The organism is Teichococcus deserti (genome assembly GCF_001982615.1).
Classification (GTDB): Bacteria; Pseudomonadota; Alphaproteobacteria; order Acetobacterales; family Acetobacteraceae; genus Pseudoroseomonas; species Pseudoroseomonas deserti.
In genome coordinates this window covers 18,772-31,254 of sequence record NZ_MLCO01000009.1, presented here as the reverse complement: position 1 = coordinate 31,254, position 12,483 = coordinate 18,772, and the positions used below count along the sequence as shown (strand labels likewise).

The following is a 12,483-nucleotide window of genomic DNA, read 5'->3' as shown; positions in this document are numbered from 1 at the left end:
ATGATCGCGTCCACTTCCGGCAGCCCCTCGCCGGCCCTGGCCGAAGCCGCCGCGCCTTTCCCGGCGACGGCCAGCGCCATGGCCGCGCGCATCCGCGACTTCCCCTGGGAAACCACGCCGCTCGGCCCGATCGCCAAATGGCCTTCGGCGCTGCGCCTGGCGGTGGACCTGGCGCTGGCGTCGCATTTCCCGAAATGCCTGTTCTGGGGCCCGGCGCTGATCAGCATCTACAACGATGCCTATCTGCCGCTGCTGGGCGCCAAGCCTGACGCGCTGGGCCGGCCCATGGCCGAGGTCTGGCAGGACACCTGGGAGCAGATCGGCCCGATCGCCGAGCGCGCCATGGCCGGCACCTCGACCTTCATCGAGGACTATGCGATGCGCACCGACCGGCACGGCTATGCCGAGGAGGCCTTCTTCACCTTCTGCTACAGCCCGATCCGCGACAAGGCGGGCCGCGTCGTCGGCATGATCGACACGGTGATGGAAAGCACCGGCAAGGTTCTGGCCGAGCGGGCGCTGCGCCAGGAGCGCGCGCGGCTGGCCGAGATGAACGCGGCGCTGGAGCGCCGCGTCGCCGAGCGCACCGCCGACCGCGACCGGCTGTGGCAGCTGACCACCGACCTGATGCTGGTGGCGCGCCTCGACGGCCGCATCGTCGTGGTCAACCCGGCCTGGACCGCGGTGCTCGGCTGGGAGGAGGCCGCGCTGGTCGGCCAGGACCTGGCCGATCTGCTGCATCCGGACGACCGCGCGGCGCTGGGAGACGCGCTGCAGCGCATGGCCGGGGGGCTGGCCGGCTGCCGCTTCGACACCCGGCTGCGGCATCGCGACGGCGGCCATCGCTGGATCGCCTGGAACGCCGTGCCGGGCGAGGGGATGGTCAATGCCGGCGGCCGCGACTTCACCGCCGAGCGCGAGCAGGCCGAAGCCCTGCAGCTGGCCGAGGAGCAGCTGCGCCAGAGCCAGAAGATGGAGGCCGTCGGCCAGCTGACCGGCGGCCTGGCGCATGACTTCAACAACATGCTGACCGGCATCACCGGCAGCCTGGAGCTGCTGCAGTTCCGGGTCGCGCGCGGCCAGACCGACGATCTCGGCCGCTTCATCGGCTCGGCCCAGGAGGCGGCGCGTCGGGCGGCGGCGCTGACCCACCGGCTGCTGGCCTTCTCGCGCCGGCAGACGCTCGACCCGAAGCCGATCGACGTGAACCGGCTGATCGCCGGCATGACCGAGCTGGTCGAGCGCACCATGGGTCCGGCGATCCGCACCGAGCTGGCCGCGGACCCCGATCTCTGGACCGTGCTGGTCGATCCCAACCAGCTCGAGAACGCGCTGCTCAACCTCTGCATCAATGCGCGCGACGCCATGCCCGACGGCGGCACCCTGCGGATCGTCACCGAGAACCTGCGGCTGGAAGGCGCCGCCGCCCGCCGGCTGGAGCTGCCGCCCGGCCCCTATCTGGCGCTCTCGGTCAGCGACAGCGGCACGGGCATGGACCCCGAGGTGGCGCGCCGCGCCTTCGACCCCTTCTTCACCACCAAGCCGCTGGGCCTGGGCACCGGGCTCGGCCTGTCGATGATCTACGGCTTCGTCCGCCAGTCCGGCGGCCAGGCCGAGATCCGCACCACGCCCGGGCAGGGCACCACCCTGCTGCTTTACCTGCCGCGCCACCAGGGCGAGGCCGAGGGCGCATCGGGTGCCGAGCCGCCGGCCGACCTGGCCTCGCCGCGGCCGGCGCGGGCCGGCACGGTGCTGGTGGTCGACGACGAGCCGACGCTGCGCATGCTGCTGCGCACGGTGCTGGAGGATCTGGGCTACACCGCGCTGGAGGCGGCGGATGGCGCCGGCGGTCTGGAACACCTGCGCGCCGAGCAGCGCATCGACCTGCTGGTCACCGATGTCGGCCTGCCGGGCGGCATGAACGGCCGGCAGATGGCCGATGCCGGGCGGGCGCTGCGTCCCGGCCTGCCGGTGCTGTTCATCACCGGCTATGCCGAGAGCGTCGTCATCGGCGAGGGCCAACTCGAGCCGGGGATGCATCTGATGACCAAGCCCTTTGCCATGGAGGCGCTGGCGGGGCGGATTCAGGCGCTGCTGGGCGACGGCGCCTAGAGAAACCGCCCCGGCGCATAGGGCGCCGGATCGATCGGCGGCTTCCGCCCGTTGATCATCGCCGCGACGAGGGCGGCGCTTGCCGGCGCCCCGGTCAGGCCGAAATGCCCGTGACCGCAGCAGAGGAAAAGCCCGCCGTGCCGCGGCACGCCGCCCAGCAGCGGCAGGCTGTCCGGCGTGCCCGGGCGATGCCCCATCCAGAATTTCGGCGGGCCGTGGGTGATGCCCGGGAAGATGGCGCGCACCTGGCCGACGAGCGCCTCGGCCCGGCGCTCGTCGGGCGGCGCCTCGATGCCGGCGAATTCCACCGTGCCGGCGGCACGCAGCCCCATCTCCATGGAGGTCAGGCCGAAGCCGCGGCTCTTCAGCGTCACCGTCATCGGCAGGGTGACCGAGGGCGCCGGCAGCAGCGCGTGATAGCCGCGCTCGGGCTCGATCGGCAGGCGGTAGCCCAGCGGCGCCAGCAGCGGCTTCGACCAGACGCCGCCGGCCACCACCACCACCGCGGCGTCGTGGTTGTCGATATTGGTCAGCACCCGCCAGCCCGGCGCCGCCGGCAGCAGCTTCAGCACCCGCTCGGCGCGGAGCGCGCCGCCGGCTTCCAGGAATTTTTCCGCGAGGCGTTGCACCAGCCGCCCGGGATTGACCGTCTGGCCATTGCCCGGCAGCAGCAGCCCGCGATTGACGCTCGGCGCGATCCCCGGAAACAGGTTTTCCAGTTCGCCGCGGTCGAGCAGCCGGGTCTCCACGCCATGCCGCGCCCGCAGCCCGTCCTCGAAGGTGTGGCCCGGCGGCGGGGCGGCGTCCTCCCAGAGATAGGCCTGTCCCGTCTGCCGGATCAGGTCCGAACAATCGGCATCACCCAGCAGCGCCCGCCAGTGACCAAAGGAATCCTTGTGCAAGGCGCGCATGGCGTCGGCATTGCGCGTCGCGGCGGCGGCGCGGCCCTCGGCCATCCAGCGCGCCAGCCAGGGCAGGGCGCGCGGCAGGTGGCGCGGCCGCACCACCAGCGGGCCGTCCGGATCGAGCAGCCAGCCCGGCACCCGCGGCAGCATCCCCGGCAGGGCGATGGGGATGGCGGTGTCGGCGCTGATCATGCCGGCATTGCCGAAGCTGGCGCCGCCCGCCGGCGGCAGCGGGTCGATCACCGTCACCGGCCGGCCGCCGCGCTGCAGCGTCAGCGCCAGGCTCAGCCCGGCGACGCCGGCCCCCACCACCAGGATCTCCATGCCGATTCCTCGTCGTTCCGCGGCCAGCCTCGCATGTGGCCGGGGGCGGCGGAAGCGGCGGCATCCCTTGCCCCGGGGCCGGGCTCTCTGGCAGAACCGCGGCATGGGACATCGCCATGCCGCTGACGACAAATCCCTCGCGCGGGTGCTGCAGCAGGCCCCGCCCGAGGCCGCCGCGCTGCTGGCGGGGCCGCTGGGCGCCGCCATCGCCCAGGCCGCCGCCTATGCCGGCAAGTCGCTGTCGGAGAACACCCGCCGCGCCTATGCCAGCGACTGGCGCGCCTTCGCGGCCTGGTGCGACGGGCTGGACCAGCCCGCCCTGCCGGCCGATCCGGTGCTGATCGCGGCGCATCTGGCGAGCCTGGCGGGCAGCCTCGGCCGCAGCGGGCTGAAGCGGCGGCTGGCCGCCATCGCCCATGCGCATCGCCAGGCCAATCTGCCCTGGCAGCCGGGACATCCCGCCATCCGCGCCACGCTGCGCGGGATCCTCGCCAGCCATGGCAAGCCGACGCGGCCGGCGGCGGCGCTCACCTCGGTCGAGGTCAAGCAGCTGCTGCGCGCCTGCGGCACCGATCTGGCGGGCCTGCGCGACCGCGCGCTGTTCCTGCTGGGCTTCGCCGCGGCGCTGCGCCGGTCGGAGCTGGTCGCCATCGACCGCGAGCACCTCCGCTTCACCAGCGAGGGCATGACGCTGGAGATCCCGCGTTCCAAGCGCGACCAGGAGGGGGAGGGCGCGCGGCTGGGCATCCCGCGCGGCAACAACCCGCTCTCCTGCCCGGTGCGCGCCGTCGAGGAATGGCTGAAGCGCGCCCGCATCGACTATGGCGCCGTCTTCCGCCGCGTCACCGCCGCCGGCACGCTGGAGGGGCGCCTCGGCGACCAGGGCGTCTGGCGCATCCTGCGCCGCCGGGCGGAGCGCGCCGGCATCACGGTGGACGCGGCCGAGCGCCTGTCGCCGCACGGGCTTCGCGCCGGCTTCATCACCGAGGCCTATCTGAACGGCGCCCGCGACGAGCAGGTGATGCAGCACGCCCGGCAGAGCGACTTCAGCACCACGCAATCCTACCGCCGCCGCGCCAAGATCACCGCCGAAAGCCCGGCGCGGCTGCTGGATCTCTGAGCCCTGGCCAGCGATCCGCTCGCGCCCGACTGGACCGACTGGCTGCGCCACCGCCTGACCGTCAGCGGCCCGGCCGGGCCGATGGCCGCTTTCTCAGAGGCCGCCGCCGGGCCGGGCGAGATCCCCTGGCATCTCGACCTGGAGCGGCTCGAGGAAGACTGGCGGCTGCAGCTGCTGGCGCCTGTGGAAGGCCCGCCGGCGATCAGCCCTGCGGGCGCGCGCCTGCTGGCACGGCGGCTGCGCGACGCGGCCGGCGCCAACCAGGCGGCGCTGCTGGCCCGTGCCGCCACCGACCGGCGCTGCCCCTTCGACCTGCACCGGCTGCTGCCGATCCCCGAAAGCCTGCTGCGCCGCGGCCCGGACGATGTCGAGGCGCGCGCCTGGCTGTGGCAGCGCTGGGGCACGCTGCGGGCGCTGCGCCAGGTGCGGGCGCTGCCCTCCGAGGATCGCCGCCTGACCCGCAGCGGCCGGGTCGAGCTGGAATTCTTCTCCGCCGACTGGTCGCCCTGGCAGGCGCTGCGAAGGCTGCGCCGCGCCTGGCCGGATCTGATCTTCGATCTGCGGCCGATCTACGACGATGCCTCCTCGTGACGACATCTGATGCGCCGCTTCTGAGCCTGGAGGGCTTCGAAGGCCCGCTCGACTTCCTGCTCGAGATGCTGGGGCGCAAGCGCATCGACCTGGCGGCGCTCTCCATCGCCGAGGCCACCGACCAGCTGGCCACCGCCCTGCAGGACAGCGCCGGCCGGGTGCCGCTGGCGCAGCGCGGCGACTGGCTGGTGATGGCGGCCGAGCTGGTGCTGCTGAAATCCCGCCTGCTCGCCCCGCGCAACCCTGAGGAAGCCGTCGAGGCCGAGCAGGAAGCCAGCCGCCGCCTGGCCCAGCTGGAGACGCTCGCGGCGATGCGGTCGGCTGCGGCGGCGCTCTCGGCCCGCCCGCAGCTCGGCCGCGACGTCTTCGCGCGTGGCGCGCCGGAGCGGCCAGTCGGCCCGCCAAGGGCGGCGGCGCAGCTCGCCTTTTTCGAAGCCCTGCTGGTGCTGCTGGAAGGGCCGCTGCCGCGTGGAGAATCCTTTTCCGCGACCTATCGCCCGCCACCGCAGGACCTATGGCGCATCCCCGACGCGCTGGCGCATTTCCGGGAATTGCTGCCGGGTCTCGACAGGCCGCGGGACCTGCAGAAATTCCTCCCCCGGCGGCGGCGCAGCGGCGACCTGTCGAGCACCTTCGTCGCCGCCCTGGAACTCGCCCGCGAAGGCGATCTTCAGCTGTCCCAGGCAGACAGCTTCGCGCCGATCCTGGTAGGGCCGGCGGGCTGAGGCCTCAGCGGATCAGCGCCCGCACCGCTGCTTCGGACTGCTCCGCGATGGCGGCCCAGCCGGCTTTCTCGTTGGGCTGCCCGGCGAAGTGCAAGGGCTTGCCGATGCGCAGCACCAGCGGCGAAGGCTTCGGGAATCTGGCATCCGGCGGCCAGGCCTTATGGGCGCCCTCCAGATAGCAGGGCACCACCGGCACTGGCGTCCCCGCGACCAGTGTCCCCAGTCCCATCTGGAATTTTGCCATTTCGCCGTCGCGGCTGCGGGTGCCTTCGGGAAAGAGGATATAGACGAGAGAGTCCTCGACCAGGCGGTCGCGCAGCGTGTTCAGCTCCTTCCGCGTGGTGCGGCGGCGCCAGACGGGCAGGGCGTTCACCGCATAGGCGGCGAAGGCGGAGGACGCGCCGGAACTGAAGAAGAAGTCGCCGGCGGCCAGCGCATAGCCACGCCGCGCCGCGGCACCGCGCAGGACGGAACACAGCGTCAGCGCGTCCAGATGGCTGCTGTGGTTGCCGATCAGCACATAGGGCGGCGCGGGCGGCAGGTTCTCGCGCCCCTCCACCACCAGCCGGTGCGCGACGGCCAGGTAGCCCCGCACCATCCGCCGCCAGACGCCTTGCGCGGCCAGGCTGCCGAGGCCAGCCTCCCGCCCCTGGGAGCGCAGCCGGTCCATCGGGCTCAGGCCGAGGTCGCGCGCCGGGCGCAGCTCCCATTTCATCGCACGCTCACCCGGTGATCAGCCGGTGCGGGCCGGCGGCGCCCAGATCCATGATCCAGCGCAGGAAATGGAACACCGCCGGCGAGACCAGCAGCAGGCTGTTGAAACGGTCCAGCACGCCGCCATGCCCGGGCAGCACCGTGCCCATGTCCTTGATGCCCAGATCCCGCTTGATCGAGGACAGCATCAGGTCGCCCAGCTGCCCGGCCACGGAGACGATGACGCCGAGCACCAGCCGCAGCCAGAGCGGTTCCATCGCGGTCCCGGCGAAGATCGGGCCGGAGACGAAGGCGACCAGCAGGGTGGTGGTGGTCAGCGCCCCCAGCGCGCCGGCGATGGTCTTGTTCGGGCTGGTCGCCGGCAGCATCTTCCGCCGGCCGAACAGCTTGCCGAAGGTGAAGGCGGCGACGTCGTTCAGCGCCACGGCGGTCAGCAGCAGCAGCACCAGCGGGCGATAGCCCGGGTCGTTCGCCATGTAGCCGAGATGCGCGAGGCCCGCGCCGAACAGCATGAAGGCGAAGGTGGCGAGGCCCACGCGCTGGATATAGCCCTCCGGCCGGTCCTGCGGGATGGTGGCCACCGCGATCAGCACGCCCATCAGCGGCCAGAGCGCGACATAGAAGCCGTACCAGTGGTCGAGGGCGGCGAAATTCACCAGCAGGATGCCGAGCGCGACGACGCCGGCCAGCAGGTATTCGCGGAACAGCCCCGTGGCGCGGTCGTATTCGCGCAGGCAGAAGATGCCGAGCAGGGTGACGGCGGCGATGGTCCATTCGCGCCCCGCCAGCACCGGCCCCAGCATCAGCGGCAGCAGCACGCCCCAGGCGCCGGTGCGCAGCCACAATTCCTTGCGCAGCGCTGGCCCGATGCGGTGGGTCAGCTGCAGCGCCAGGATGATCAGCGAGGCGGCGACCAGCACGCCGACCGTCGCGATGACGATGCCCTGGGTGACCGGATGCTCGAAGGCGCGCCCGAAGCCCGGCGGCGCGGTGGGAATGGCCAGCGTCCCGTTCATGCCCGTCCCCCCCGCAGCGCCCGTGCCGTGCCCGACAGCCGCCGCCAGCAGGTCAGCAGCGAGCCCGCCAGGATCACCCAGAGCACGATGACCGGCAGCTGAATTCCATGGCTCCAGGAGGCCGGCACCAGCGCGCACCAGACCGCCAGCGCGGTGCAGAGCGCCATGCGCTGCTGCTTGGCCATGGGGCCACGGAAATCGCTCGGCGCGCCGGCGGCCTTGCCCATGGCGCGGAGATAGGCGGTGGCCATGGCCGCCAGCGCCGCCGCCGCGCCCAGGCCCCAACTGCCGGCAGCCACCCCAAGACCCAGCAGCACGGCGCTGTCGGAAACGCGGTCGGGGACCTCGTTCCACAGCTCGCCGACCGGCGAGGTGACGCCGCGGCCAACGGCCACCATGCCGTCCAGCAGATTGGCCAGCAGCCGCAGCTGGATGCCCAGCGCGCCCAGCAGCCAGAACAGCCAGGCCGCGCCCGGCGCCCAGGCCGTCGCCGCCAGGGCCAGCCCTGCGCCCAGGCCGGCCACCATCCCCCAGCCGGAGATCGCGTTGGGGGAAGCCTCCTGCCGGATCAGCCAGCCGGCCAGCCGCTCCATCACCGCCAGGTTGCGGGCCGCGATCGGCCGCCGGTCCCCAGGGTCTGTCATGAATGCTCGGTCATGCTGTCGGGGTCATGGGCGCTGGCTGCTCCTCGGGCCGCGAATTTCGCGACGATAGCGTGACAGATGACCGGCCGCGCCCGCGCCTGTCCATGGCCCCACCCCGGGGGGCCGCGGTGACAAACGCGTGTAGCGTTGCCGAAAAGGCAACGCTTCGTGCGGAAACTGCGGCTTGTCGTCACCCCCGCGGCCAAGCGAGGCTTTGTTACGGTTCGGTGGAGCGGATGATGCAGGTGCAGACGATCGGCGTGGTGGGGCTGGGCAATATGGGCCTGGGCATGGCCGCCACCCTGGCCAAGGCCGGCTTCACGGTGCTGGGCTATGACATCAGCGAGGCGCGCCGCGCCCAGATCGAGGCCGCCGGCGTCAGCTTCGTGCCCGAGCTCAATGCCGTGCTCGGCCAGGCCGATGCGCTGGTCTTCTCGCTGCCTTACGCGAAGGATGTCGAGGCGGTGGCCACCGCCCCCGGCGGGCTGCTGCGGCGGCGCGACCGCAAGGTGGTGGTGATCGACACCTCGACCTCCGACCCGGTGACCACGCGGCGGCTGGCGGCGACGCTGGCGGCGGCCGGCCACGCGCTGCTCGACGCGCCGGTCAGCGGCGGGCCGGCGGGGGCGGCGACGGGGTCGCTCACCATGATGATCGGCGGCGAGGCGGCGGACCTGGCCATCGTGCAGAAGGTGGTGGACGCCATGTCGGCCAAGGCGGTGCATGTCGGGCCGTCCGGCGCCGGCAACATCGCCAAGCTGGTCAACAACCTGCTGGTCGCCGCCCATCTGGTCACCACCGGCGAGGCGATGCGCCTGTCCGAGGCCGCCGGCCTCTCCGCCGCTGACGCCCTGGCCGTGGTCAATGCCGCGACGGGCCGCAGCGCCATCAGCGAGGCGATGTATCCGCGCTGGATCCTGCCCGGCAGCTTCGACAGCGGCTTCAGCGCCGGGCTGATGCGCAAGGACGTGCGGCTGGCGGTCGAGATGGCCGAGGCTTCCGGCGTCGCCCTGCCGCTCTCGGCCGAGGTCGCCCGCATCTGGCGCGACAGCACGCCGCGCATCGCCGACACCGACGACTTCACCCACATGGCCGATTTCCGCAAGGAGCCGATCTGATGCCCGATGGCGCCACCCTGACCAGCAGCGCCCCGCGCGTCGAGGCCCTGCTCTCCCAGCTGCTGCCCGGCGGCAAGGTCGGCAGCTTCGTGGCGGGTGACGTCCTGCCCGGCACCGGCGCTGCGCTCGACCTGGTCAACCCCGCCGACGGCCGCGTGATTTTGTCGTTTGCCGATGCCGGCGCCTCCGTCGTCGATGCGGCGATGGCGGCGGCGGCGACCGCTCAGCGCGCCTGGTGGGGCATGACCGCCGCCGCCCGCGGCCGCGCGCTGTGGGAGGTGGCGCGCTTGGTCCGCCAGAACGCCGAGGCCCTGGCGGAGCTCGAGACCCTTTCCGCCGGCAAGCCGATCCGCGACACCCGCGGCGAGGTCGCCAAGGTGGCGGAAATGTTCGAGTACTATGCCGGCTGGGCCGACAAGCTGCATGGCGAGGTTATTCCCGTCCCCAGCAGCCACCTGAACTACACGCGGCCGGAGCCCTTCGGCACGGTGGTGCAGATCACCCCCTGGAACGCGCCGATCTTCACCGCCGGCTGGCAGATCGCGCCCGCGCTTTGCGCCGGCAATGCGGTGGTGCTGAAGCCCTCCGAGCTGACGCCGCTGACCAGCCTGGCGCTCGGCGCGCTGATCGACAACGTCAAGGAAATCCCGCGCGGGCTGGTCAGCATCCTGGCCGGCGCCGGCCCGACCACCGGCGCCGCCGCCGTCGGCCATCGCGACACGCGGCTGGTGGTCTTCGTGGGATCGGCCGAGGCCGGGGCGCAGATCGCCGCCGCCGCCGCCCGCAACATCGTGCCCAGCGTGCTGGAGCTCGGCGGCAAGTCGGGCAATATCGTCTTCGCCGATGCCGATCTGGGCCGCGCCGTCGCCGGCGCCCAGGCCGCCATCTTCGGCGGCGCCGGGCAGAGCTGCGTTGCCGGCTCCCGCCTGCTGGTGCAGCGCAGCGTGCAGGCCGAGTTCGTCGCGCGCCTGGCCGCCGCCACCAACCGCATCCCGGTCGGTTCGCCGACCGACCCCGCCACGCAGATCGGCCCGATCAACAACCGCCGGCAATGGGACAAGATCGGCAGCATGGTGGGTGCGGCGACCGCGGCCGGCGCGCAGCTCGCCTCGGGCGGCGGCTGCCCGGCGTCGCTGCAGGAGACGGGTGGCTTCTTCTTCGCCCCCACCATCCTGGACGGCGTGACGCCAGATGCCGCCATCGCCCGCGAAGAGGTCTTCGGGCCGGTGCTGGCGGTGCTCGGCTTCGACACGGAAGAAGAAGCCATCGCCCTGGCCAATGCCACGCCTTACGGGCTGGCTGGGGCGGTCTGGACCCAGGATGTCGGGCGGGCGCATCGCGTCGCCGCCGGCGTGCGGGCCGGCACCTTCTGGATCAACAGCTACAAGACCATCAATGTCGCCTCGCCCTTCGGCGGCTTCGGGCGCAGCGGCTTCGGCCGTTCCTCGGGGCGGGAGGCGCTGTCGGCCTATACCCAGACCAAGAGCGTCTGGGTGGAGACCGCGGCCAATCCCGGCGTCGCCTTCGGCTATGTCGGCTGACATGACGCTCTGGCCCGTCCTGCAGGCCGAGGCGGCGGCGCTCGCGGATCGTGTGCCGGCCCTGGCGGCCGGGCTGGGCGAGACGGCGCTGGCGCCCGACGCGGCGCGGGGCCTGGCCGGGCTGCTGCGGCGGATGGTGCCGGGCGGCTGGCTCGACCTCGGCGCGCTGGCCGAGCGTGTCTTCGCCGAGGCGCCGGACGACGTTGCCGCGGCGCTGGCCGATCTCGAGACCATCACCCGGCTGAACTTCGAGCCCGGCGGGCTGGTCGGCACCTGGCTGGGCGGGCGCGGCTTCCACATGCTGGTGGCGCATCGCCTGGCGCACCGGCTGTGGCAGGACGGCGAGACCGAGCTGGCCATCGCCGCCAAGACCGGCGCCGCTATCCTGGGCGCCGATATTCATCCGGCAGCAAAGCTGGGGCGCGGGCTGTTCCTCGACCACGGCATCGGGCTGGTCGTCGGCGAGACCGCGGTGATCGAGGATGGCGTCTGCCTCTGGCATGGCGTGACGCTGGGCAGCACGCTGATGGCCGATGGCGACCGGCATCCCAAGATCCGCCGCGGCGCGGTGCTGGGGGCAGCGGCCACGATCCTCGGCAATATCGAGGTCGGCGAGGCCTCCGTCGTCGCCAGCGGCAGCGTCGTGCTGCGCAGCGTGCCGCCGCATACCACGGTCGCCGGCAATCCCGCTGCCGCGCGCGGCCAGCATCGCCACCCCTATCCGCAGCACCTGGCTGCGCTGGAGATCGCCGCATGAGCACAATGCCCGGCATTGATCACCCGCTGGTCCTGGTGCGCGACATCGAGCGCGCCCGTGGCTTCTACGCGCGGCTCGGCTTCACCATGACGCCGGTCGGGCTGCATCCCTGGGGCACCAGCACGACGCTGGCGGTTCTGGAGCGCTCGCTGCTCGAGGTGATGAGCGTCTATGACGAGAGCCTGACCGGCGGCTACGGCACCGGCGATTTCTTCTTCGGCCGCCACATGCAGGAGGCCCTGGCCGAGCGCGAGGGTCTTTCTCTGGTTGCCCTGCACAGCAAGGACGCCGCCGGCGACCGCGCCGATATGGCGAGCCGCGGCATCGAGCCCAGCGGTGCCATCCATTTCCGCCGCCGCGTCAAGGTGCCCGGCGGCGACTGGGACGAAGCCGTCGTCGAGCTGGAGGTGCTGCGCGACAAGGCACTGCCCCGCGTCTCCCATTTCCTCTGCCAGCAGCACAAGCCGGAGCTGATCTGGGTGCCGTCCTGGATGCAGCACGCCAACACCGCGCGCTACATCGGCGCCGTCACCTATCGCGCACCCGATCCGGCGCCGGTGCTGGCGCGTCTGTCGGCCATGTTCGGCGGCGTGGCCCCCGTCGAGCATGCCTTCGGCTGGGAAGTGGCGACGGGGCAGGGCGTCTTCCGCGTGCTGCGCCCTGGCGCCTGGGGCGCCGTCTTCGCCGACGCCCCCCAGCCGGTCATGGCATCGGAAGAGAATGCCGGCGCCGCCATCGACATCGCCGTCGCCGACCTGGCCGCCGCCCGCCGCGTCCTGGCCGAGGCCGGCATCGAGACTTGCGAGACCCCGGGCGGCCCTGCCGTGCGCGACATCACCGCCTGCGGCAATGCGCTGATCCGCTTCGTGCCGGCCCCCATGGGCTGAGCCCCCTCCGCGGCCGCCGCCGGGGCGGC

Annotated in this window: 12 protein-coding genes; 8 read left to right on the top strand and 4 right to left on the bottom strand. The window is 72.8% G+C overall.

The window, feature by feature from the left end:
- Complete coding sequence (locus BKE38_RS01425; RefSeq protein ID WP_242662128.1) at positions 1 to 2,112, top strand: hybrid sensor histidine kinase/response regulator; 2,112 nt, start codon at positions 1 to 3, stop codon at positions 2,110 to 2,112.
- Here the strand turns inward: BKE38_RS01425 and BKE38_RS01420 are convergent.
- Positions 2,109 to 3,341, bottom strand: coding sequence for an NAD(P)/FAD-dependent oxidoreductase (locus BKE38_RS01420; RefSeq protein ID WP_076955589.1), 1,233 nt, complete (start codon positions 3,339 to 3,341; stop codon positions 2,109 to 2,111). The genes BKE38_RS01425 and BKE38_RS01420 overlap by 4 nt on opposite strands.
- A 103-nt stretch (positions 3,342 to 3,444) precedes the next feature.
- Between BKE38_RS01420 and BKE38_RS01415 the strand changes: the two genes are divergently transcribed.
- The 3 genes from BKE38_RS01415 to BKE38_RS30675 all read left to right on the top strand — a co-directional run bounded on the left by BKE38_RS01415 (position 3,445) and on the right by BKE38_RS30675 (position 5,777).
- Complete coding sequence (locus tag BKE38_RS01415; RefSeq protein ID WP_083747227.1) at positions 3,445 to 4,461, top strand: tyrosine-type recombinase/integrase; 1,017 nt, start codon at positions 3,445 to 3,447, stop codon at positions 4,459 to 4,461.
- 81 nt (positions 4,462 to 4,542) lie between these two features.
- Positions 4,543 to 5,052, top strand: a complete 510-nt coding sequence (locus tag BKE38_RS01410; RefSeq protein WP_076955588.1) for a hypothetical protein — start codon at positions 4,543 to 4,545, stop codon at positions 5,050 to 5,052.
- Positions 5,049 to 5,777 carry a segregation and condensation protein A gene (locus tag BKE38_RS30675; RefSeq protein WP_076955587.1) on the top strand — a complete coding sequence of 243 codons (729 nt, stop codon included), beginning with the start codon at positions 5,049 to 5,051 and terminating at the stop codon, positions 5,775 to 5,777. The genes BKE38_RS01410 and BKE38_RS30675 overlap by 4 nt, the downstream gene beginning before the upstream one ends.
- 4 nt (positions 5,778 to 5,781) lie before the next feature.
- Here BKE38_RS30675 and BKE38_RS01400 read toward each other — a convergent pair whose 3' ends face one another.
- The 3 genes from BKE38_RS01400 to BKE38_RS01390 are packed head-to-tail and all read right to left on the bottom strand — an operon-like array spanning position 5,782 to position 8,151.
- Positions 5,782 to 6,492 (bottom strand): lysophospholipid acyltransferase family protein, encoded by a 711-nt coding sequence (locus BKE38_RS01400; protein WP_076955586.1) that lies wholly within the window; start codon positions 6,490 to 6,492, stop codon positions 5,782 to 5,784.
- Between the two features lie 7 nt (positions 6,493 to 6,499).
- On the bottom strand, positions 6,500 to 7,507 hold the full coding sequence (locus BKE38_RS01395) for a phosphatidate cytidylyltransferase (protein ID WP_076955585.1): 1,008 nt from the start codon (positions 7,505 to 7,507) through the stop codon (positions 6,500 to 6,502).
- Entirely contained in the window at positions 7,504 to 8,151 is a 648-nt protein-coding gene (locus tag BKE38_RS01390) for a CDP-alcohol phosphatidyltransferase family protein (RefSeq protein WP_076955584.1), read from the bottom strand. The genes BKE38_RS01395 and BKE38_RS01390 overlap by 4 nt, the downstream gene beginning before the upstream one ends.
- Before the next feature lie 239 nt (positions 8,152 to 8,390).
- Between BKE38_RS01390 and BKE38_RS01385 the strand changes: the two genes are divergently transcribed.
- From BKE38_RS01385 to BKE38_RS01370, 4 genes are read left to right on the top strand one after another with little or no spacing between them, the layout of a single operon-like run.
- Entirely contained in the window at positions 8,391 to 9,269 is an 879-nt protein-coding gene (locus tag BKE38_RS01385; protein ID WP_076955616.1) for an NAD(P)-dependent oxidoreductase, read from the top strand.
- The gene (locus BKE38_RS01380) at positions 9,269 to 10,810 is read left to right on the top strand and encodes an aldehyde dehydrogenase family protein (RefSeq protein WP_076955583.1); all 1,542 of its coding nucleotides are present in this window, start codon (positions 9,269 to 9,271) and stop codon (positions 10,808 to 10,810) included. The genes BKE38_RS01385 and BKE38_RS01380 overlap by 1 nt, the downstream gene beginning before the upstream one ends.
- A gap of 1 nt (position 10,811) precedes the next feature.
- Positions 10,812 to 11,567: an LbetaH domain-containing protein gene (locus tag BKE38_RS01375; RefSeq protein WP_207553456.1), complete on the top strand. Its 756-nt coding sequence runs from the start codon at positions 10,812 to 10,814 to the stop codon at positions 11,565 to 11,567.
- Entirely contained in the window at positions 11,564 to 12,454 is an 891-nt protein-coding gene (locus tag BKE38_RS01370) for a VOC family protein (RefSeq protein WP_083747226.1), read from the top strand. The genes BKE38_RS01375 and BKE38_RS01370 overlap by 4 nt, the downstream gene beginning before the upstream one ends.
- Positions 12,455 to 12,483: the final 29 nt, after the last annotated feature.

What these genes read in the sequence shown, in the direction of transcription:
- BKE38_RS01425 (WP_242662128.1), top strand. Translation starts at nt 1, where the DNA reads ATGATCGCGTCCACTTCCGGCAGCCCCTCGCCGGCCCTGGCCGAAGCC.
- BKE38_RS01420 (WP_076955589.1), bottom strand. Translation starts at nt 3,341, where the DNA reads ATGGAGATCCTGGTGGTGGGGGCCGGCGTCGCCGGGCTGAGCCTGGCG.
- BKE38_RS01415 (WP_083747227.1), top strand. Translation starts at nt 3,445, where the DNA reads ATGGGACATCGCCATGCCGCTGACGACAAATCCCTCGCGCGGGTGCTG.
- BKE38_RS01410 (WP_076955588.1), top strand. Translation starts at nt 4,543, where the DNA reads ATGGCCGCTTTCTCAGAGGCCGCCGCCGGGCCGGGCGAGATCCCCTGG.
- BKE38_RS01400 (WP_076955586.1), bottom strand. Translation starts at nt 6,492, where the DNA reads ATGAAATGGGAGCTGCGCCCGGCGCGCGACCTCGGCCTGAGCCCGATG.
- BKE38_RS01395 (WP_076955585.1), bottom strand. Translation starts at nt 7,507, where the DNA reads ATGAACGGGACGCTGGCCATTCCCACCGCGCCGCCGGGCTTCGGGCGC.
- BKE38_RS01390 (WP_076955584.1), bottom strand. Translation starts at nt 8,151, where the DNA reads ATGACAGACCCTGGGGACCGGCGGCCGATCGCGGCCCGCAACCTGGCG.
- BKE38_RS01385 (WP_076955616.1), top strand. Translation starts at nt 8,391, where the DNA reads ATGCAGGTGCAGACGATCGGCGTGGTGGGGCTGGGCAATATGGGCCTG.
- BKE38_RS01380 (WP_076955583.1), top strand. Translation starts at nt 9,269, where the DNA reads ATGCCCGATGGCGCCACCCTGACCAGCAGCGCCCCGCGCGTCGAGGCC.
- BKE38_RS01375 (WP_207553456.1), top strand. Translation starts at nt 10,812, where the DNA reads ATGACGCTCTGGCCCGTCCTGCAGGCCGAGGCGGCGGCGCTCGCGGAT.
- BKE38_RS01370 (WP_083747226.1), top strand. Translation starts at nt 11,564, where the DNA reads ATGAGCACAATGCCCGGCATTGATCACCCGCTGGTCCTGGTGCGCGAC.